The 20,745-nt window shown below is 63.3% G+C and carries 18 protein-coding genes and 1 pseudogene; 13 read left to right on the forward strand and 6 right to left on the reverse strand.

The genetic code is table 11. From position 1 onward, the window contains the following. Window positions 1-6 precede the first annotated feature (6 nt). From IRZ77_RS10955 to IRZ77_RS10965, 3 genes are all read right to left on the reverse strand, one after another. A complete protein-coding gene (locus IRZ77_RS10955) occupies window positions 7-735 on the reverse strand; it encodes a fimbrial biogenesis chaperone (protein ID WP_108480088.1) in 729 nt (242 codons plus the stop codon). 62 nt (window positions 736-797) lie between these two features. Beyond that, complete coding sequence (locus IRZ77_RS10960) at window positions 798-1,328, reverse strand: fimbrial protein (RefSeq protein ID WP_108480089.1); 531 nt, start codon at window positions 1,326-1,328, stop codon at window positions 798-800. A 177-nt stretch (window positions 1,329-1,505) separates the two neighbouring features. Then, a complete protein-coding gene (locus IRZ77_RS10965; RefSeq protein ID WP_108480090.1) occupies window positions 1,506-1,901 on the reverse strand; it encodes a PA2817 family protein in 396 nt (131 codons plus the stop codon). Window positions 1,902-1,942: 41 nt separating this feature from the next. On the opposite strand from IRZ77_RS10965, the gene IRZ77_RS10970 reads away from it, so the two are divergent. Continuing rightward, window positions 1,943-2,932, forward strand: coding sequence for a hypothetical protein (locus IRZ77_RS10970; protein ID WP_108480091.1), 990 nt, complete (start codon window positions 1,943-1,945; stop codon window positions 2,930-2,932). Window positions 2,933-2,957: 25 nt separating this feature from the next. After that, the gene (locus tag IRZ77_RS10975; RefSeq protein WP_146190365.1) at window positions 2,958-3,575 is read left to right on the forward strand and encodes a hypothetical protein; all 618 of its coding nucleotides are present in this window, start codon (window positions 2,958-2,960) and stop codon (window positions 3,573-3,575) included. 75 nt (window positions 3,576-3,650) lie between these two features. Here the strand turns inward: IRZ77_RS10975 and IRZ77_RS10980 are convergent, their stop codons facing one another. Beyond that, window positions 3,651-6,098: an acyl-CoA dehydrogenase gene (locus tag IRZ77_RS10980; protein ID WP_108480093.1), complete on the reverse strand. Its 2,448-nt coding sequence runs from the start codon at window positions 6,096-6,098 to the stop codon at window positions 3,651-3,653. 285 nt (window positions 6,099-6,383) lie between these two features. Between IRZ77_RS10980 and IRZ77_RS10985 the strand changes: the two genes are divergently transcribed. The 3 genes from IRZ77_RS10985 (at window position 6,384) to IRZ77_RS10995 (ending at window position 8,860) form a co-directional block, all read left to right on the forward strand. Next, window positions 6,384-7,007: a glutathione S-transferase gene (locus IRZ77_RS10985; RefSeq protein ID WP_046617068.1), complete on the forward strand. Its 624-nt coding sequence runs from the start codon at window positions 6,384-6,386 to the stop codon at window positions 7,005-7,007. A gap of 144 nt (window positions 7,008-7,151) precedes the next feature. After that, the gene (locus IRZ77_RS10990; RefSeq protein WP_153671226.1) at window positions 7,152-8,084 is read left to right on the forward strand and encodes an ABC transporter ATP-binding protein; all 933 of its coding nucleotides are present in this window, start codon (window positions 7,152-7,154) and stop codon (window positions 8,082-8,084) included. Continuing rightward, window positions 8,081-8,860 (forward strand): ABC transporter permease, encoded by a 780-nt coding sequence (locus IRZ77_RS10995; protein WP_046617070.1) that lies wholly within the window; start codon window positions 8,081-8,083, stop codon window positions 8,858-8,860. The genes IRZ77_RS10990 and IRZ77_RS10995 overlap by 4 nt, the downstream gene beginning before the upstream one ends. Window positions 8,861-8,869: 9 nt before the next feature. Here the strand turns inward: IRZ77_RS10995 and IRZ77_RS11000 are convergent. After that, window positions 8,870-9,376, reverse strand: a pseudogene (locus tag IRZ77_RS11000) (DUF2062 domain-containing protein); the annotation flags it as partial. Window positions 9,377-9,519: 143 nt separating this feature from the next. On the opposite strand from IRZ77_RS11000, the gene IRZ77_RS11005 reads away from it, so the two are divergent. The 8 genes from IRZ77_RS11005 to murB all read left to right on the forward strand — a co-directional run bounded on the left by IRZ77_RS11005 (window position 9,520) and on the right by murB (window position 16,492). Beyond that, complete coding sequence (locus IRZ77_RS11005) at window positions 9,520-11,736, forward strand: DNA internalization-related competence protein ComEC/Rec2 (RefSeq protein WP_196173494.1); 2,217 nt, start codon at window positions 9,520-9,522, stop codon at window positions 11,734-11,736. A gap of 217 nt (window positions 11,737-11,953) precedes the next feature. Further along, the gene (locus IRZ77_RS11010) at window positions 11,954-12,589 is read left to right on the forward strand and encodes a MotA/TolQ/ExbB proton channel family protein (protein ID WP_003259970.1); all 636 of its coding nucleotides are present in this window, start codon (window positions 11,954-11,956) and stop codon (window positions 12,587-12,589) included. After that, window positions 12,586-13,020: an ExbD/TolR family protein gene (locus tag IRZ77_RS11015; RefSeq protein WP_046617071.1), complete on the forward strand. Its 435-nt coding sequence runs from the start codon at window positions 12,586-12,588 to the stop codon at window positions 13,018-13,020. The genes IRZ77_RS11010 and IRZ77_RS11015 overlap by 4 nt, the downstream gene beginning before the upstream one ends. Further along, the gene (lpxK, locus tag IRZ77_RS11020; RefSeq protein WP_196173495.1) at window positions 13,020-14,021 is read left to right on the forward strand and encodes a tetraacyldisaccharide 4'-kinase; all 1,002 of its coding nucleotides are present in this window, start codon (window positions 13,020-13,022) and stop codon (window positions 14,019-14,021) included. Before IRZ77_RS11015 ends, lpxK begins: the two co-directional genes overlap by 1 nt. 44 nt (window positions 14,022-14,065) lie before the next feature. After that, window positions 14,066-14,251: a Trm112 family protein gene (locus IRZ77_RS11025; protein WP_003247142.1), complete on the forward strand. Its 186-nt coding sequence runs from the start codon at window positions 14,066-14,068 to the stop codon at window positions 14,249-14,251. After that, on the forward strand, window positions 14,248-15,012 hold the full coding sequence (gene kdsB / locus IRZ77_RS11030) for a 3-deoxy-manno-octulosonate cytidylyltransferase (protein WP_108480096.1): 765 nt from the start codon (window positions 14,248-14,250) through the stop codon (window positions 15,010-15,012). The genes IRZ77_RS11025 and kdsB overlap by 4 nt, the downstream gene beginning before the upstream one ends. Then, on the forward strand, window positions 15,012-15,476 hold the full coding sequence (locus tag IRZ77_RS11035; RefSeq protein WP_153671227.1) for a low molecular weight protein-tyrosine-phosphatase: 465 nt from the start codon (window positions 15,012-15,014) through the stop codon (window positions 15,474-15,476). The genes kdsB and IRZ77_RS11035 overlap by 1 nt, the downstream gene beginning before the upstream one ends. Further along, window positions 15,473-16,492, forward strand: a complete 1,020-nt coding sequence (gene murB, locus IRZ77_RS11040; RefSeq protein ID WP_108480098.1) for a UDP-N-acetylmuramate dehydrogenase — start codon at window positions 15,473-15,475, stop codon at window positions 16,490-16,492. Before IRZ77_RS11035 ends, murB begins: the two co-directional genes overlap by 4 nt. A gap of 186 nt (window positions 16,493-16,678) precedes the next feature. On the opposite strand, the gene rne is transcribed toward murB, so the two are convergent. Continuing rightward, on the reverse strand, window positions 16,679-20,002 hold the full coding sequence (gene rne / locus IRZ77_RS11045; RefSeq protein WP_196173496.1) for a ribonuclease E: 3,324 nt from the start codon (window positions 20,000-20,002) through the stop codon (window positions 16,679-16,681). Window positions 20,003-20,745: the final 743 nt, after the last annotated feature.

Raw genomic sequence — 20,745 nt, forward strand, 5'->3', positions numbered from 1 at the left:
TACCTTTCACAAGCCGGAAACCGGCGCCGTCACTTCTTTCGTGATACCGCCGTAATCGTTGATGGTTGTGAAGAATACCTTCATGCCTGGGGCCAATGCCGACGTTGGCAGGTCGTAGGCCTGGGTGCTTTTGGGGGCTACCATCTCTCGTGCTTGGATGCTTTTGCGCGCAGTGGATTGGCCCACCTCTAGGCTCCTGAAGGAGTAGTGGTAGGGCGAGGGGTTGTGCACGGCCAGCTGTGCCTTGCCGTCGTTGTGTTGTACCGACCATTGCAGGGCGTTCAAACCGTCCTGCACAGAACCCTGCAGGCCCACAGGGCGGTAGAACAGCTTGATCCGGGTACGCAGTGCAATGGTCAGGGTGTTCGCCTGTTCATCCTGCACCTGGGGGATTTCCTGCACATTGAAGAAGAACAACGACTCTCTGTCATCTGGCAGGTCATTGGGCAGGCGATTGATCTGTACGGTCTGTTCTTTGCCCGGGTCAAGTCGGAACAAGGCGGGTGAGGCTATCAATGGAACGGCGATGCTACCGTCGTCCACGTCGGTATTCACCCAGCTTTGCACTGCGAACGCCTGGGTGCTGGGGTTGGCAACGGTGATCGAACTGCTTTGCTTGTCGCTTGCCTGCACGATGCGTGTGGCGCTGATGGTGAGCGCCGCCTGGGCCGAGGAGATGAATGCGCTAGTGACGGCTGTGGCAAGGACAATCTGACGCAATAGGGAAGTAGGCATGAAAAGTGATCTGACAAAGGCATGGAAACAAGCGCAGCGAGCCGCGCTTGTCGTGTTCGGGTTTAAGGAATGGCAACCGTGAAGCTCACGCTGGAAGCGATTGTTCCCTCGGTCACTTTCTTTGTAGTGTGGAGATTGGTGTTGAAATTCATTTCAGTGGGTTTTGCAGGGTCCAGAGTGTAGCTGGCAGACGGGGTGCCAGGATCGAGCTGAGCGCCGCTCGCGTCGTAGATGGCAATCGCAAAGCCCTCACTGTAGCCGACGCCCGTTTGCAGGCCATACAGCTTGCCCGATGGGTCGGGATAGTTGGCATTGAAGGTGACGGTCGTGTCGGACGGCATGCTGGCGCATGTAGCAGGGTCGATACTCAGCACGAACCGTTTCTTCGCCGTTTGTAGGCCGGCGCTAGCGTAGTCCTTGGCCTGGAAGTCGCCAAAGTTGATCATCGGCAGGGGAGAGCCGCCTGGGTTGACGATGCTGATTGGGCAGGTGCCGCCATCCGTCACGGTGCCTTCGAAGTTGATGACGCCAGTATTGGCCATGGCCGAACTGCAGGCCAGGCCAAGCGTGCAAAGTGCAAGGATACGTTTCATGGTGCGATCCAGATAGGGAGTTGACGTGTTGGTGTATGTCGAGCCGGCGTCCAGGGGCTGGAAGTCGGCTCGGCATGCGTAAGCCTATCGTCGATCGCAAAAGGCAAGCTGTAAGGGAAGTCGCATTGCTGCGTGGAGAACGCGCCGCGACAGGTGTCGTAAGGGGTTGATGGGATATTACCGGGCCGCCGTCATCAGCTGTTTTTGTACATTCCAGTCGAAGGATTCGCCGTTCTGCTCGGCTTCATGGCGCCGCTCTTCAAGTTGCTGATAGAGGTTCAACTCTTCATCGGGCATGAAGTGCAGGCAATCACCGCCAAAGAACCAGAGCAGGTCGCGGGGGACAAGGTGGGCGATTTGCGGATAGCGCTGGATGACCTGGCAAAGCAGGTCCTGCCCCAGGTACTGGCTATGCAGTGGATCCTGAGGCAGCAGGTTCAGCAGTTCGTCGAAGCGCTCGAGGAACAATGCATGGCTTTCTTCTGGTACCTGCTCGGCCTCGGCCACAGCCACCAGAATGGTGCGCAGATGCTGCAGCAACTGCAGGTGATATTGCAGGTGGGGGGTGGCCATGATGCGGTCCTCGACTAGCTCAAAAGTACGAGTATACCCCAATGAGGTTCGCCTACCTGGACAGCGTGCAGTTGGTTTGCGTGCTTGGAGGCCTGTCATTTTTGCCAGTGGAAAGAAAAAGGCGAAGCGATTTCAAATGGTGCCAGGTCATCTGGCCTGAACTGGAGAGCATCATGTATCGCGCAAATTATCTGGTACCGAATGCGGCGTTTCCCATTGCCTATGGTCAGGTGTGGTACACCCTGCTGAACGATTGCTGGAAGGCATATTACGCAAAGCATCAGTTTACGCCGGGCGAAGCACTCCTGCTCGACAGGCAGGCCGATGCCCATGTGCGTAAAGTGGCGTCCGTGGTTTTTGGTCATCCGCAACTGGCATGGTCGGACAACTTTGTCGTCATGAAAAAACGGCTGCTGAGCGAGCGTGAGGTTGCGTTTCGCCTGGAGCCGGGGCGCAGTGTCGGGTGGTTGAGTGAAATCAGGGATAACGGCTATGACGGCAGCCATGTCCTGACGATCAAGGCCGACACGCTTGGCAGCTCTGTCGCTTATCGCGTTGATGGCTCTGTTCGCCTGGGGTGGGGAGTAGAACCGGATTTTTCGTTTACCGGCGAAGACACGCTGCGGTTGAAACTGAAGCGGGGTTATCAAACCAAGCGCGGTGTCGACCTTTATTCCTTTGAGCAGCCTATAAAAAACACCTTGCGTGAGTTGAGTGTTTTCTTCCAGCCGTACAATCAGGGAACGGCAATGGCCTTCCAGTATTTCACCCCAGGTTTGCTGGCTGGGCAGGAACCGGTCCCGCTGCCTTCGTCCGAAACCGTGCTCGTGGATAACGTCGTGGTGTTCCTGTTCAGCGAGCAAGCATTTCCTGAAGTGAAGCAGGGCAAGGCTCCTGAAGATGAAACCTGGCTTCCCACTCTGGTTTTCCCGCCTCCCCGGCTCAGGAGGAAAGATGGTTCCTACGAATCCTCATTAGGTGCCTATGGCACGGAATACCATTCCCCCCGGGGAGCAATTCTCTCAGGGTGAAGGCGTTCGGCAACAAAAGCTTGCATTGACGCTCGACCCGTTGGTGCGTGTCGTTACGAATGGCGAAGATAAACAGGCTGTGCTGCTACTGCCAGGTCCCGATACGGCGGCCTGGGTTCTGGAAGGCGAGCGGCTGGGGCGCCTGGAGACAGAAGGTAGCACCCGGTACTATTACCCTCCTGCTGGTCCTGGATCTGGTGCGGTTCTGAGTACGAAAAACAAGACCGGTCGCCCGGCCGCTGTTATTTCCAGCGTCCCTAAATGGTTCACGGTTGATATGGTCAAAGCCACGCAAAATGGCGAAAGCGCATACTCGACATTTGCTACATACCATGCGCCGCAAACGCATTATTTGAAGGCTTCCCTGGAAAACGGCAAGTTCAAACTTGAACTCTGGTACTACGACGTTGAGGCGCGCAAAGACCTGCCGGTCCCGGAAGGTGATACCGAGTGGGGTGTCGTTTCGGGTAATGGCACTTTATCGCCTTCGGGTGTGTTCAACCCGGCCGCCAGCAATCCATCTTCCTTCTCTGTCGTCTGGGCGCGGGACACGAGCGACCCCCGCCTTCTGTTATGGGCGTTCACCGTTATCCCCATGCCGCTCTACTCGCCCGAGGAGGCTGTAGCGCTATATAACGGTTGATACTTTGTTCCTGCTTGCAACTTCCCGACAGAGCCGTTTTGCGGCTCTGTCGGCACTCTGACTTTCTGCCTAAGCTCAGCGAATGCATCCTGGCTTGGGGTTCAGCTGATCTTTGTCGAAGGCGTCCACATCGATTACTTTCCGGCGCGCCTGTTCAGCTTCCACCAGGTGTTGCCCCTCAGCCGGCTGCAGAAGGCCCACTTCGATGGCGGCTTCGACCGTGGCCTGACCATGGCCTGGCGTGAACTTGCCGTCCTTGATGGCCTGATGCAGCCTTTTTTGCACAGGGGCGGTTTCGTCCAGCAAATCACTGGCCCGCTGCAACGCCGCAACCGGGTCGCCTTCGGCCTGTGGCCTGAAGCATCCCGCTAACAGCTCCTCCAGTGCCGGGTCGCCTTTGCGGCGGCCGATCAGTGCGGCGACTTCGGCATCCAGTTCATCGCTCGGCCCGGTATGGCGGCGGCCGAAGGGGAATACCAGCACGCGCAGGGCACAGCCGACGAAGCGGTTGGGGAAGTTGTCCAGCAGGCGGTCCAGGGCGTTTTCCGCCTGGCCCAGGCTTTCTTCCACGGCCCAGCGCAACAGTGGCTGCATGTGCTCCGGTGAACCCAGGTCGTGATAGCGCTTGAGGGCGGCGCTGGACAGGTACAGGTAGCTGAGCACGTCACCCAGCCGTGCGCTCAGGCGTTCGCGGCGCTTGAGCGCGCCGCCCAGCAGCATCATCGACAGGTCAGCCAGCAGGGCGAAGGCCGCGGCCTGGCGGTTGAGCGCCCGGAAGTAACCTTGGCTCAAGGCATCGCCTGGTACGCTTTCCAGGCGGCCCAGGCCGAGGTTCAACACCAGCGTGCTGGCCGCGTTGCTCGTGGCGAACATGATGTGTTTCATCAACAGGTCGTCGAATTCCCTCAATGCCTGATCGCGGTCCTCGCGCCCGGCCAGGGTCATTTCCTTGAGCACGAACGGGTGACAGCGGATGGCACCCTGGCCGAAGATCATCAGGTTGCGCGAAAGAATGTTGGCGCCTTCGACGGTGATGAAGATCGGCGCCCCTTGCCAGTTGCGCCCCAGATAGTTGTTTGGCCCCATGATGATGGCCTTGCCGCCGTGCACGTCCATGGCGTGCTTGATGCACTCGCGGCCACGCTCGGTGAGGTGGTACTTGAGGATCGCCGACAGCACCGAAGGCTTCTCGCCCAGGTCCACGGCCTTGGCGGTCAGCAGCCGTGCGCTGTCCATCAGCCAGGCATTGCCGCCGATGCGTGCCAGCGACTCCTGGATACCTTCGAAGGCAGCCAGGGGAACATTGAACTGTTCGCGTATGTTGGCGTACTGGCCAGTGACCAGGCTGGTGTACTTGGCAGCGCCGGTACCCACTGCGGGCAGGGAGATGGAGCGGCCGACCGACAGGCAGTTCATCAGCATCATCCAGCCCTTGCCGAGCATGGCCTGGCCACCGATGAGGAAATCCAGCGGCACGAATACGTCCTTGCCGCTGTTGGGGCCGTTCATGAACGCGGCGCCCAGTGGCAGGTGGCGTTTGCCGATTTCGACGCCGGGCGTGTCGGTAGGGATCAGCGCCAGGCTGATACCCAGTTCTTCCTGCTCGCCCAACAGGTGGTCCGGGTCGTAGGCCTTGAACGCCAGGCCCAGCAGGGTGGCGACGGGCCCGAGGGTGATATAGCGCTTTTCCCAGTTCAGGCGCAGGCCGATGACCTCTTCGCCGTTCCATTGCCCCTTGCAGACCACCCCGGTGTCAGGCATGGCGCCAGCGTCGGAGCCGGCCAGCGGGCCAGTGAGGGCGAAGCAGGGGATTTCATCGCCACGCGCCAGGCGTGGCAGGTAGTGGTTGCGTTGTTCGTCAGTGCCGTAATGCAACAGCAGTTCGGCCGGGCCGAGCGAGTTGGGCACCATCACGGTGGAGGCCAGGTCGCCGCTGCGGGTGGCCAGTTTCATCGCCACCTGGGAGTGTGCGTAGGCTGAAAAGCCCTTGCCGCCGTATTCCTTGGGGATGATCAGGGCGAAGAAGCCATGCTGCTTGATATGTGCCCAGGCTTCGGCCGGCAGGTCCATGTCCTGGCCGATCTGCCAGTCGCTGACCATGGCGCACAGCTGTTCGGTCGGGCCATCGATGAAGGCCTGTTCTTCTTCGGTCAGCTTCGGCGCCGGGTAGTCGAGCAAGGTGTGCCAATCGGGACGGCCGCTGAACAGTTCGCCATCCCACCATACGGTGCCGGCGTCGATCGCTTCGCGCTCGGTTTGCGACATCGGCGGCAGGGTGCGCTGGAACCACTTGAACACGGGGCCTGTGAATACCTTTCGGCGCCATTCCGGCAGCGCCACCAGGGCGACCTTCAGTGCCAGCACTATCCAGAGCAGGGTCAGCAGCCAGCCAGGAGCGCTGCTGAAAATGCCCATCAGCAGTACATAGCCCGCCATGATGCCGAGAATCTGCAAGGGCGCCAGGCGCCGGTGCGTGAGGTACGCCGCGCCGATCACCAGCACTACCAACCACAACAGCAACATAATCGGTCCTCCTTGGAACCAGGGGGGCTTGAGCCGTCCCAGACAGCTTAGACGCAACGCTGTGAACGGCAGGGTCAGAACAGTGACAGGGTGTAGCGGTGGGAGTTTCAGTCCGATGTTTGCCTGTACCGGCCTCTTCGCGGGTAAACCCGCTCCCACAGGTACTGCACCGCTCTGAGATCGGGTGGGATCCTTGTGGGAGCGGGTTTACCCGCGAAGAGGCCGGTACAGGCGATAAAACTCTGGAGTAGACTGTGCCTCCTCCGCATTCATAAGGACGTTGCCATGCTGAAGATCTGGGGCCGCAAGAATTCGAGCAATGTACGCAAGGCGCTGTGGATCGCCCACGAACTGGGCCTGGACTTCGAATCCATCGACGCCGGCGGCGCCTTCGGCGTGGTCAACGAGCCACACTACCGTGCCCGCAACCCCAACGGCCTGGTGCCGATGCTGGAAGACGGCGACCTGACCCTGTGGGAGTCCAATACCATCGTCCGCTACCTGTGCGCCGAATACGGTGCGGAGCAGGGCTGGTACCTGGACGACCCGCGTCAGCGCGCCCTGGCGGACAAGTGGATGGACTGGACCACCTCGTCCTTCGCCACGCCGTTCCGCCCACTGTTCTGGGGCCTGTTGCGCACCCCGGAGGACCAGCGCGACTGGGTGGCGATCAACGCTGCGCACAAGCAATGCGCCCAGCTGCTGGCCATTGCCGACGAAGCCCTGGCCAAACAACCGTACCTTTCCGGTGACCAGATCGGCATGGGTGATATCCCGCTGGGTAGCTTCATCTATGCCTGGTTCGAAATGCCCATCGAGCGCCCGGCGATGCATAACCTGGAGGCCTGGTACGAGCGCCTGAAAGCCCGCCCTGCTTACCAGGCAGCGGTAATGACTGCGCTGACCTGATCGAACACCACGGCTACTTCGATAGTCATTATCAATACACATGACTGTACTTGTGCGGCCAGGCCAAGCACCATTGGCCGCACTCACTGCGCCAGTGCCTTTACCTGGCGTGTCCTGCACCTTTTTCTCGGTAAGTGACCCGCTATGAGTTCCGCCCTGTCCATCCGACAGCTGACCAAGACCTACGGCAACGGCTTCCAGGCCCTCAAGGGTATCGACCTGGATGTTGCCGAAGGCGACTTCTTCGCCTTGCTCGGCCCCAACGGCGCGGGCAAGTCCACCACCATCGGCATCCTCTCCACCCTGGTCAACAAGACCAGCGGCACGGTCAACGTGTTCGGCCACGACCTGGACCGCGAGCCGTCGCCGCTAAAACGCTGCCTGGGCGTGGTGCCGCAGGAGTTCAACTTCAACCAGTTCGAGAAAACCTTCGACATCGTCGTGACCCAGGCCGGTTACTACGGCATCCCGCCCAAGGTGGCCAAGGAGCGTGCCGAGCAGTACCTGACCCAGCTTGGCCTGTGGGACAAGCGTGACGTACAGTCGCGTTCGCTGTCGGGGGGCATGAAGCGCCGCCTGATGATTGCCCGCGCGCTGATCCACGAACCGCGCCTGCTGATTCTCGACGAGCCCACCGCCGGTGTGGACATCGAACTGCGCCGTTCGATGTGGAGCTTCCTCACCGAGCTGAACCAGAAGGGCATCACCATCATCCTCACCACCCACTACCTGGAAGAGGCCGAGCAGCTGTGCCGTAACATCGGCATCATCGACCACGGCACCATCGTCGAGAACACCAGCATGCGCCAGTTGCTGGGCAAGCTGCATGTCGAAACCTTCGTGCTCGACATCAAGCAGGACCTGGCCACTGCACCGGTGCTGCAGGGCTACCCGTGCCGGCTGCTGACCCCGCACACCCTGGAAGTGCAGGTGGACAAGGACATTGGCATCACGGCGTTGTTCGGCCAGCTGGCGCTGCAGAACATCGAGGTACAGAGCCTGCGCAACAAGACCAACCGACTCGAGGAGCTGTTCGTGTCCCTGGTGGAAAAAAACCTGTCGAAGGTGGCCGTATGAGTGTGGAACTGCGCACCAACTGGGTCGCCCTGAACACCATCGTCTACCGTGAAGTGCGGCGCTTCCTGCGTATCTGGCCGCAGACCCTGCTGCCGCCGGCGATCACCATGGTTCTGTACTTCGTCATCTTCGGTAACCTGATCGGCCGGCAGATCGGCGACATGGGTGGCTTCACCTACATGGAGTACATCGTGCCGGGGCTGATCATGATGTCGGTGATCACCAACTCCTACGGCAACGTGGTGTCGAGCTTCTTCGGCAGCAAGTTCCAGCGCTCCATCGAAGAGCTGATGGTGTCGCCGGTTTCGCCACACACCATCCTCGTCGGTTACGTGCTGGGTGGCGTGCTGCGTGGCCTGGCGGTGGGCGTGATCGTGACCTTCCTGTCGCTGTTCTTCACCCACCTGCAGGTGCACCACCTGGGCGTGACGGTGGTCGTGGTGCTGCTGACCGCCACCATCTTCTCGCTGCTGGGCTTCGTCAATGCGGTGTTCGCGCGCAACTTCGACGACATTTCGATCATCCCTACCTTCGTGCTGACGCCGCTGACCTATCTGGGCGGGGTGTTCTACTCGATCAACCTGCTGCCGCCGTTCTGGCAGACCGTGTCGCTGGCCAACCCTGTGCTGCACATGGTCAACTCGTTCCGCTACGGCATCCTAGGGGTGTCGGATATCAGCATTGGCACGGCGATTACCTTCATGCTGGTCGCTACCGCTGTGCTCTACGTGGTGTGCGTTCGCCTGCTGGTCAGCGGCCGCGGCATGCGTGCCTGAAGCCTTGCACCGGCATTGGCGCAGACGCCACTGCCGGCCCACCCACCAGCGCCAGTAGAGCATGGTGGTGAAGTAGCCAAGGATACCCAGCACCACCCCGCACACCACCGAGCCGAGCAGGAAAGGTTGCCACAACGTCGACAACTGGTCGGTGATCCACTGGAAAGTCAGTTCGTCGGGCAGGGTGCGCGGCGGCACCTGCATCAGCCAGGCGCCGGTCATGTAGGTGACGAAGAACACCGGCGGCATGGTCAGCGGGTTGGTCAGCCAAACCAGGCTGACCGCGATCGGCAGGTTGCCGCGCAGCGGAATGGCCAGTGCGGCGGCCAGCAGCATCTGCGCTGGCATCGGGATCAGCGCCGCGAACAGGCCAACGCCCATGGCCCTCGCCACCGAATGGCGGTTCAGGTGCCAGAGGTTCGGGTCATGCAGCAACTTGCCGAAAAAGCGTAAGGACTTGTGTTCCCGAATACTGGTCGGGTCCGGCATGTAGCGTTTGAAAAGTCGGCGCGGCATGTAGGCTCCCGGAGCGTTGACCTGGGCAGTATGCCCTGATTCCCGTTCAGCCTCGTTTAGAGTTTGTGACAATTGTTGAGCAAGCGCTGCCGGCAATTGGGCTATGCCTCAGAAGGTGATTTCGCTTCTGGAGCTCTACTTCTATGCGCACAGGGATGCTTGCGCTCGCGCTCGGGCTGTTGTGCCTGGGCTTTCTCCCCGCATTGCCATCGGTCGGATGGCTGGTGCTGCTGGCTATAGCCGGTGGCGTCGGCCTGTTCACCCGGCTGTGGCCGTTGGGCTGTTTTCTGTTGGGTTTGTGTTGGGCCTGCTGGTCCGCGCAGCAGGCGCTGGATGACCGCCTGGCCGCCGGGCTGGATGGCCGCACCCTGTGGCTTGAAGGCCAGGTGGTCGGCCTGCCGACCCGGACTGCGCAAGGTGTGCGCTTCGAGCTGGATGCGCCCCGCTCGCGGCGGGCAGAACTGCCGCAGCGCCTGCAACTGAGCTGGTTCGACGGGCCGTCGCTGCGGGCGGGCGAGCAGTGGCGGCTGGCGGTGACCTTGCAGCGCCCGGACGGGCTGCTCAATCCGTATGGGCCAGACCGGGAGGCGCAACTGCTGGCGCGCCGGGTTGGGGCCACCGGCACGGTCAAAGCCGGGCAGTTGCTGGCGCCTGCAACCGGCGGTTGGCGCGATGCGCTGCGCCAGCGCCTGCTGGCAGTCGAGGCCCATGGCCAGCAGGCAGCGTTGGTAGCGCTGGTTATTGGCGACGGGGCGGGTCTGGCCCGGGAGGACTGGCAAACGTTGCAGGCCACCGGCACGGTGCACCTGCTAGTGATTTCGGGCCAGCACATCGGCCTGGTTGCCGGCTTGCTGTATGGCCTGGTTGCCGGGCTGGCGCGTTGGGGGCTGTGGCCCGCTCGGCTGCCCTGGCTGCCCTGGGCGTGCGGCCTGGCCATGGCTGCGGCACTGGCCTACGGTTGGTTGGCTGGTGGCGGTGTACCGGTGCAGCGTGCCTGCCTGATGCTGGCCGTGGTGTTGCTCTGGCGCCTGCGTTTTCGCCACCTTGGTGCGGCCTTGCCGTTGCTGCTGGCGCTGGTTGCCGTGCTACTGGTGGAGCCGTTGGCCGCGCTGCTGCCCGGGTTCTGGCTGTCGTTCGCGGCCGTGGCCACGCTTGGCTATTGCTTCAGTGCACGCCTGGGCGGCTGGCGGCCCTGGCAGGCCTGGACGCGGGCGCAATGGGGGATTGCCATCGGTTTGCTGCCGGTGCTGCTGGCTACGGGCTTGCCGGTGAGCCTGAGTGCGCCGCTGGCCAACCTTGTTGCGGTGCCGTGGGTCAGCCTGGCGGTGCTGCCGTTGGCATTGCTGGGGGCCTTGCTGCTGCCGCTGGGCGAGGTAGGGGAGGTGCTGTTGTGGCTGGCGGGTGGTTTGCTCGACGTGCTTTTCCGGCTGCTGGAGTTGGTGGCCCAACAGCAGTCGGCGTGGCTGCCAGCCGTTCTGCCATTGTGGGCCTGGCTGCTGGTGTGCCTGGGTACGCTGCTGGTTTTGATGCCCCGTGGCGTGCCACTGCGCGGGTTGGGGGGCGTGATGCTGCTGGCGCTATGGGTACCCCGGGAGACGCTGCCGTTCGGCCAGGTCGAGGTCTGGCATCTGGATGTCGGCCAGGGGCTGGCGGTACTGTTGCGCACCCGGCATCACAACATGCTGTACGACGCAGGGCCGGCCAGGGGAGAGAGCGACCTGGGCGAGCGGGTGGTGTTGCCGACCTTGCGCAAGCTGGGGGTGGGTAGCCTGGACCTGATGCTGGTCAGCCACGCTCATGCCGACCACGCCGGTGGTGCTGGCGCAATCCTGCGTGGCTTGCCGGTCAAACGGGTGATCGGCGGCGAAGTGCCGGATGACATGCAACTGCAACCTTGTGCCAGTGGCGAGCAATGGATATGGGATGGCGTGCGCTTTTCGCTATGGCGCTGGGCTGATGGGCAGAGCAGCAATGACCGCTCCTGTGTGTTGCTGGTCGAGGCGCAAGGTGAGCGATTGTTGCTGGCGGGTGATATGGAAGCCGCTGCCGAACGGGCCTGGCTTGCGGCCACAGAAGCGCCGTGGATCGACTGGTTGCAGTCGCCGCACCATGGCAGCCGCAGTTCATCCAGCGAGGCCTTCATCCGCGCCACGGCGCCGCGCGGGGTACTGATTTCGCGCGGGCGCAACAACAGCTTCGGGCACCCGCACGCGCAGGTGGTCGAACGTTATCGGCGGCATGGGGTGGTGATGCATGACACGGCGGAGCAGGGGGCGTTGCGGTTGGTGCTGGGGAGGCTGGGGGAGGTCGAGAGTGTGCGCCGACAGAGGCGTTTCTGGAGGGATGCGGTCGGTGGCTGAGTTGGCCCTTTCGCGGGTAAGCCCGCTCCCACAGGTACTGCACCGAACCGGAGGGTGGTACAAAACCTGTGGGAGCGGGTTTACCCGCGAAAGGGCCAGTTCAGCCACCCGACAGCTCAAGGTAGAAACCGGGTAGGGGAATTCCCTGACCTCCGGCAGATGAGCCCCCGACGTGCCTATGGTAGAGTGTCGGCCTTTTTCCGAAGGGGCGTTTACTGTGTGGGAATTGGTCAAGTCCGGTGGTTGGATGATGCTGCCGATCATTCTGAGCTCCATCGCTGCCATGGCTATCGTCGTCGAGCGCCTGTGGACCCTGCGCGTCAGTCGCGTCACCCCGCCGCACCTGCTCGGCCAGGTGTGGATATGGATCAAGGACAAGCAACTGACCAGTGACAAGCTCAAGGCCCTGCGCGCCGATTCGCCACTGGGCGAAATCCTTGCCGCCGGCCTGGCCAACTCGCGCCATGGCCGTGAAATCATGAAGGAATGCATCGAGGAGGCCGCTTCGCGCGTCATCCACGAACTGGAACGCTACATCAGCACCCTCGGCACAATCGCCGCCATGGCCCCGCTGCTGGGCCTGCTGGGTACCGTGCTGGGCATGATCGACATCTTCAGCGCCTTCATGGGCTCGCAGATGACCGCCAACGCCGCAGTGCTGGCCGGTGGTATCTCCAAGGCCCTGGTCACCACCGCGGCCGGCCTGATGGTCGGTATTCCGGCGGTGTTCTTCCACCGCTTCCTGCTCCGCCGCATCGATGAGCTGGTGGTGGGCATGGAGCAGGAGGCGATCAAGCTGGTAGAAGTGATCCAGGGCGACCGTGAAGTGGAAGTGGCCGGAGGCAAGGCGTGAAGTTCCGGCGCAATCGCCAGCGGGAGAACGTCGATATCAACCTGGCGTCGCTGATCGACGTGGTATTCGTCCTGCTGTTGTTCTTCGTGGTCACCACCACCTTCACCCGCGAGACCCAGCTGCGTGTCGAGCTGCCCGAAGCAGCCAGCGCCGAACAGGCGCCGCCCGACCAGGGCAAGCTGGTGGAAATCACCATCAGCGCAGAAGGCGTGTACTCGGTGAACAACCACCTGCTGCCCAAGAGCGACCTGGCCACCCTGAGCGAAGCGATCGAGCGTGAATCGGGCGGCGACAACAAGCTGCCGCTGGCCATCAGCGCCGACGGCAAGACTCCGCACCAGGCTGTGGTCACCGCGATGGATGCCGCCGGCAAGCTCGGTTTCAGCCAGTTGCGCATGACCACCGTCGAGGCGGCCCAGGGCACGCCTTGATGGCCTTCGCCGACCGTCTGCTCGCCGCCTGGTACGCCGGGCACCCGGCCCTGGCGCTGCTGCGCCCGCTGGAGGCGCTGTATCGCCGCGTGGTCACGCGCAAGCGGGCGCGTTTTCTCAGTGGCGAAAGTGCCAGCTACCGGGCCCCGGTGCCGGTCATCGTGGTGGGTAACATCACTGTGGGCGGTACCGGCAAGACGCCGATGATCCTCTGGCTGATCGAGCACTGCCGTCAGCAGGGGCTGAAGGTGGGCGTGGTCAGCCGTGGCTATGGCGCCAAGCCGCCGCAATTACCCTGGCGCGTGCAGGCCGACCAGGCTGCCGGGCAGGCCGGTGATGAACCACTGCTGATCGTGCAGCGCACCGGTGTGCCGCTGATGATCGACCCCGACCGCTCCCGCGCCGTGCAGGCGCTGCTGGCCAGCGAACCCCTCGACCTGATCCTGTGTGACGACGGCATGCAGCACTATCGCCTGGCCCGCGACCTGGAGCTGGTGCTGATCGATGCCGCCCGCGGCCTGGGCAATGGCCGCTGCCTGCCGGCGGGGCCGTTGCGTGAGCCGGCCGAGCGCCTGAACGAGGCTGACGCGGTACTGTTCAACGGCGCCAGCGCAGACCGCGCCGATGGCTTCGCCTTCCGCCTGCAGCCGTCCGCCCTGGTCAATTTGCGCAGTGGCGAGCGCCGTGCGCTTGACCATTTCCCCGCAGGCCAACGCCTGCACGCAGTGGCCGGTATCGGCAACCCGCAACGTTTCTTCAATACCCTGCTGGGGCTAAACTGGCAGCCGGTGCCGCATCCCTTTGCCGACCATGCGCAGTTCAGCGCCCAGAGCCTGGCCTTCAGCCCGCCGCTGCCGCTGGTCATGACCGAGAAGGATGCGGTGAAATGCCGGGCCTTCGCCGCTGACGACTGGTGGTACCTGGCCGTCGAGGCGCAGCCCACGCCGGCTTTCAGCGCCTGGTTCGACAACCAGTTGCAACACTTGCTGCGCAAGCCCTGAGCCCTTTTTCAATTCCCGGCCACCTGGCCTAAAGGAAGCCTCCAATGGACACCAAACTGCTCGATATCCTGGCCTGCCCGATCACCAAGGGGCCGCTCAAGCTCAGTGCCGACAAGACCGAGCTGATCAGCAAGGGCGCCGGCCTGGCCTACCCGATCCGCGACGGCATCCCGGTCATGCTGGAAAGCGAGGCGCGTACCCTGACTGACGACGAGCGTCTGGACAAATGAGCCTGGATTTCACCGTGGTGATCCCCGCCCGCCTGCGCTCCACGCGCCTGCCGGGCAAGCCATTGCTGCCGATCGCCGGCAAGCCGATGGTGCAGCATGTATGGGAGCAGGCCCGCAAGAGCGGCGCCAGCCGCGTGGTCATCGCCACCGACGACACCAGCATTCTAGAGGCCTGCCAGGCCTTCGGCGCCGAAGTGCTGATGACTCGTGCCGACCATGAGTCCGGCACCGATCGCCTGGCCGAAGTGGCCACGCACCTCGGCCTGCCCGCTGATGCCATCGTGGTCAACGTACAGGGCGACGAACCGCTGATTCCGCCGGTGATCATCGACCAGGTGGCAGCAAACCTGGCAGCGCATCCGGAAGCCGGCATCGCCACGCTGGCCGAACCGATCCATGAGCCGGAAACCGTGTTCAACCCCAACGCGGTCAAGGTAGTCAGCGACAAGAACGGCCTGGCCCTGACCTTCAGCCGTGCCCCGCTGCCCTGGGCTCGCGATGCATTCGCCAAGGACCGCAACCTGCTGCCAGAGGGCGTGCCTTATCGCCGCCACATCGGCATGTACGCCTACCGCGTCGGCTTCCTGCATGGCTTCGTCAGCTGGGGCCCGTGCTGGCTCGAGCAGACCGAAGCGCTGGAGCAGCTGCGGGCCCTGTGGCATGGCGTACGCATCCACGTCGAAGACGCCATCGAGGCGCCTGCCGTGGGCGTGGATACCCCTGAAGACCTGGAGCGCGTACGGCGCTTGCTGGAGGCCTGATGCGCGTCCTGTTCGTCTGCCTCGGCAATATCTGTCGCTCGCCCACCGCCGAAGGCGTGCTGCGCCATCAATTGCAGGCTGCCGGGCTTGCCGACCGCGTGCATGTCGCCTCGGCCGGCACTGGCGACTGGCATGTCGGCAAGGCGCCTGACAGCCGCACCTGCAAGGCAGCGCTGGCGCGTGGCTATGACCTGTCGCAGCAACGCGCCCAGCAGGTCACGGCGGCGCACTTTGCCGAATATGACCTGATCCTGGCCATGGACGAGAGCAATCTTGGCCATTTGCGTGCGATGCGCCCGCATACGGCAGTGGGGGAGCTCGACCTGTTCCTGCGCCGCTATGGCGCAGCGCTGGATGAAGTGCCAGACCCTTACTACGGCGGCACCGATGGCTTCGAGCAGGTGCTCGATCTGGTCGAAGCGGCGTGCCAGGCACTGGTCCTGGAAATCAAGGGGCGGCTATGACAGCGCAGTGGCAGAAGCAGGTATCGCTCAAGCCGTACAACACCTTTGGTATCGACGTGAAGGCGCGGTATTTCAGCCAGGCACATGATGATCAGGAGGTGCGCCAGGCGCTGGCCCAGGCGCAGCAGGGCGGCTTGCCGGTGCTGGTGATTGGCGGAGGCAGCAACCTGCTGCTGACCCGCGATATCGATGCGCTGGTGCTGCACATGGCCAGCCGTGGCCGGCGCGTGCTCAGCGACGATGGCGAACGTATCGTGGTCGAGGCCGAGGCCGGTGAGCCATGGCACCCGTTCGTGCAGTGGACATTGGCGCAGGGGTATTGCGGGCTGGAGAACCTCAGCCTGATCCCCGGCACCGTGGGCGCCGCGCCGATGCAGAACGTGGGCGCCTATGGCGTGGAGATCAAGGACGTGTTCGTAGGCCTTACCGCCCTGGACCGCGAGACAGGCGAGCTGCGTGACTTCGGCCTGGCGGAATGTGCGTTCGGGTATCGCGACAGCCTGTTCAAACGCAACCCCGGACATTGGTTGATCCTGCGGGTGCGCTTTGCCTTGAGCCGTACGCTGCGTGCTCACCTGGATTACGGTCCGGTGCGCCAGCGCCTGGCAGAGCAGGGGGTGACCGAGCCGACCGCGCAGGCGATCAGCGAGGCGATCTGCAGCATTCGCCGCGAGAAGCTGCCAGACCCGGCAGAGCTGGGTAATGCCGGGAGCTTCTTCAAGAACCCGGTGGTCTCGGCGGAACAGGTCGAGCGAATCCGTGCGCAGTACCCGGGGGTGGTGGCTTATCCGCAAGCCGATGGCCAGGTGAAGTTGGCGGCAGGCTGGTTGATTGAGCAGGCAGGCTGGAAGGGCCATCGCGAAGGGGATGCCGGGGTGCATCGTTTGCAGTCGCTGGTGCTGGTCAACTACGGCCAGGCGAGCGGGGCGCAGATGCATGCGCTGGCGCGACGGATCCAGGCCGATATCCTCGAGCGGTTCGGGGTCGAGCTGGAGATGGAGCCTAACCTCTACTGATTCAGTGCCTGGGCTGGCCCTTTCGCGGGTAAACCCGCTCCCACAGGGACCTCGCAGGGCCTGAGGGTAGTGGGGCCCCTGTGGGAGCGGGTTTACCCGCGAAGAGGCCGGTACAGAAAAAAAGCCCAGCCAAGAAAAAGCCCCGCCAGTTTGCACTGGCGGGGCTTTTTCATTCAGCCTTGGCTATCAACCGTGATGAGGCTTTTGCTCATCGGTGGCTTCCAGGGCTGGCTCCTCGGTGGCTGCAGCAGCTTCCTGTGCGGCTTTGGCGGCAGCCTCGGCCTCACGCTTGCGGCGACGCACTTCACGCGGGTCGTTCGGCGCACGGCCGTTGGCCAGGATAACAGTGGCGGGTTCCACCGCCGCAGGGGCTTCGACCGGTGCAGGTTCGACGGCCACTGGTGCAGGCTCGGCCACCACTTCTGGCTGGGCTTCGACAACCGGGGCAGGTTGCTCGGCAACCGGAGCGGCTTCGGCCACGGCTGGGGCCTGCTCGATTTCACCGGCCTCGACGGCAGGTGCTTCTACCGCTGCTTCGGCAACCACTACCGGTTCGGCAGCAGGTGCTTGCTCGACCACTGGCTGCGGAGTGACTTCGACCACTGGCTCGGCAGTTGCCTCGACCACGGCCACAGGCTCGCTGACCGGCAGCTCGACCACGGGGGCCACGGCCACTTCTTCAGCTTTGGCAGCAGCTTCGATCTTCTCGACCGGCTGGGCGACTTCGCTGTTGTCGGTTTCCGCTACGGCGGCGACCTCGGCAGTGGCAAGCTCGGCCTGCTGGTTGGCCTGTGCTTCAGCGTCGGCACTGATGTTGCTGCTGGCGACAGCGGCAGTCACGGCCAGGCCGGCGGCCAGTTCGGCACCCAGCTCGGTGGCCTGATGCGGTTGAGGCTGCTCTTCGCTGCCTTCTTCCTCGCTGCCATCGATCAGCTCGCCGTTGGCGTTGCGCTGACGCTCACGACGGTTGCTGCGACGACGCTGGCCACGGGAACGGCGGCGTGGGCGCTCGCCATCGTTGCCTTCCTGTTCGTCCTGCAGCAGCTCTTCGTTCGGCAGTTGCTCTTCGGCCAGCTCGGCAGCCTGCTCGGCGGCTTCTTCGGCTGCGCGTGGCTGACGCTCTTCACGTGGTGGGCGAGGGGCACGTTCTTCGCGTGGAGCACGTTCTTCACGAGGTGCGCGCTCTTCACGTGGGGCACGTTCTTCGCGAGGTGCGCGTTCTTCACGCGGTGCGCGTTCTTCACGCGGTGCGCGTTCTTCACGCGGTGCGCGTTCTTCACGCGGTGCGCGTTCTTCACGTGGAGCACGCTCTTCACGCGGGGCGCGTTCTTCGCGAGGTGCGCGCTCTTCACGTGGGGCGCGTTCTTCGCGTGGAGCACGTTCTTCACGGGCCACACGTTCCTCGCGCGGCTGACGTTCCTCGCGCTCGGCAGGGGTAGCGTCCAGTGGTTCACGCAGTTCACGCACGCGCTCTTCGCCACGGTTGCCACGGCGGTCTTCGCGTGGCTGGCGTGGTGCACGTTCTTCACGCGGTGCACGCTCTTCGCGTGGGGCGCGTTCTTCACGTGGTGCACGCTCTTCGCGTGGGGCTCGTTCTTCGCGTGGCGCTCGTTCTTCACGAGGTGCGCGCTCGGCACGCTCTTCACGTGGTTTGCGCTCTTCGTCGCGGCGGCCGTTGCGGTTGCGGCTCTGCTGGCGGCCGTTGCGGCGTTCTTCGTTGCGTGGGCTACGCTCGGCGGCTGGCTTCTCGGCGGCGGTGACAACCGGCGCGGCGGCAGGCTCTTCCTTGCCGGCGAACAGGCTTACCAGCGACTTCACCAGGCCCTTGAACAGGCTTGGCTCCGGGGCGACCGGGGCAGGGGCGACCGGTGCGGCAGGCTGCTGCTCTTCGACAGTGGCCGGCACCGGCGCGTTGGCGCGGGCCGGGGCGGTCTTGACTGCGGCTTCCTGGCGAACCAGGGTGCGGGTGGCGGTCGGTTGCGGTGCTTCTTCGGCTTCGGCGGCGGCGATCTCGTAGCTGGACTGGTTGTTCAGCACTTCCGGGTTGTCGTCGCGCAGGCGCTGGACTTCGAAGTGCGGGGTTTCCAGGTGATCGTTCGGCAGGATGATGATGCGCGCACGGGTGCGCAGTTCGATCTTGGTGATCGAGTTGCGCTTCTCGTTGAGCAGGAAGGCAGCCACCGGGATCGGCACCTGGGCACGAACTTCGGCGGTGCGGTCCTTCAGGGCCTCTTCTTCGATCAGGCGCAGGATGGCCAGCGACAGCGATTCGACGTCACGGATGATGCCGGTGCCGGAGCAGCGTGGGCAGACGATGCCGCTGCTTTCGCCCAGCGACGGGCGCAGGCGCTGACGGGACATTTCCAGCAGGCCGAAGCGAGAAATGCGGCCGACCTGGACGCGGGCACGGTCGGCTTCCAGGCACTCGCGAACACGTTCTTCGACGGCGCGCTGGTTTTTCGCCGGGGTCATGTCGATGAAGTCGATGACGATCAGGCCGCCGATGTCACGCAGGCGCAGCTGGCGGGCGATTTCCTCGGCCGCTTCCAGGTTGGTCTGCAGGGCGGTTTCTTCGATGTCGCTGCCTTTTGTGGCGCGCGCCGAGTTGATGTCGATGGACACCAGGGCTTCGGTCGGGTCGATCACGATCGAACCGCCGGACGGCAGGTCGACCACGCGCTGGAAGGCGGTCTCGATCTGGCTTTCGATCTGGAAACGGTTGAACAGCGGCACGCTGTCTTCGTACAGCTTGACCTTGCTGGCGTACTGCGGCATCACCTGGCGGATGAAGGTCAGGGCTTCTTCCTGGGCATCGATGCTGTCGATCAGCACTTCACCGATGTCCTGGCGCAGGTAGTCGCGGATGGCGCGGATGATGACGTTGCTTTCCTGGTAGATCAGGAATGGCGCGGCGCGGTCCTGGGACGCTTCCTTGATGGCGGTCCACAGTTGCAGCAGGTAGTCGAGGTCCCACTGCATTTCTTCACTGCTGCGGCCAAGGCCGGCAGTGCGCACGATCAGGCCCATGTCGCCCGGCACGGTCAGGCCGTTCAGGGCTTCACGCAGTTCGTTGCGCTCTTCGCCTTCGATGCGGCGGGAAATGCCGCCAGCGCGCGGGTTGTTCGGCATCAGCACCAGGTAGCGGCCGGCCAGGCTGATGAAGGTGGTGAGGGCGGCGCCTTTGTTGCCACGCTCTTCCTTCTCGACCTGGACGATGACTTCCTGGCCTTCGCTCAGTACTTCCTTGATGTTGACCCGCCCTTCGGGGGTTTTCTTGAAGTATTCGCGGGAGATTTCTTTCAGCGGCAGGAAGCCGTGACGTTCGGAACCGAAGTCGACGAAGGCGGCTTCGAGGCTGGGTTCGATGCGGGTGATCTTGCCTTTGTAGATGTTGGCCTTTTTCTGCTCGCGCGCGCCGGACTCGATGTCCAGGTCGTAGAGACGTTGGCCGTCCACCAGGGCTACACGCAACTCTTCGGGTTGAGTTGCGTTAATCAGCATTCTTTTCATGTTGTACCGTCGGTTTCCGGGCTGCCGGAAACGGCGTTCGGCACACACGACGTCTCATGGTCGGTGCCAAGGTGCGCAAAGGGTGGCCGGGCCACCCCCGTGTCGAGCGACGTTCGGCACCAGCCGGTTGCCCAGCCTGCCGTTGTCGCGACGACGCGTCCTGTTTGCTGCGGTGCCAACAAGGCCCCGGTGGCTTCGAATTGGAATCCGAATCAACCAAGCGGGCCTTGTGCACTCAGTCAGGAGGAGGAATCAACCGTCAGCCGTGGACGCCCGGGGGCATCTGTTCAGGACCTTATCCGCTCGCCAGCCGTTCAGTGGGCTGGTGGGCCGGACGCGGTGCTACACGGTCCGAGGGCTGTGCATCTCCACCCTGCACGTATCCCTGATAATTCGGGTGCTGCCGCGCGCTGAATCCGCAACGGGTTGCATTTTTCGCCAGCGCAGGTTCTGCGCTGGCGCCATTCATGTCCAAGGCAGGTATTTCCGAAGCATTCGCCGGGCGTTGCGTGGAAGCGACGGGGCGGGCAGAGGTGCAGCGAAAAGAATCGGGTAAGCAGGTGAAACACCGCACTTGTCGTTTTTTTTCGGTCTTCTCTACACAGCGCTGGTGGCGATTCCAGGCAATTCGGTAAACTGGCGAAAACCCCGTAGGACGGCCTCGCGTCCTGCAGAATTGCGTTGGTCAGGGGCCGGCTAGGAGCCTGGTGCCGCTGGCCTGCCGCTTTTGGCGGCGTTCGCGA

The sequence above is a fragment of the Pseudomonas pudica genome, assembly GCF_015680405.1.
Classification (GTDB): domain Bacteria; phylum Pseudomonadota; class Gammaproteobacteria; order Pseudomonadales; family Pseudomonadaceae; genus Aquipseudomonas; species Aquipseudomonas pudica.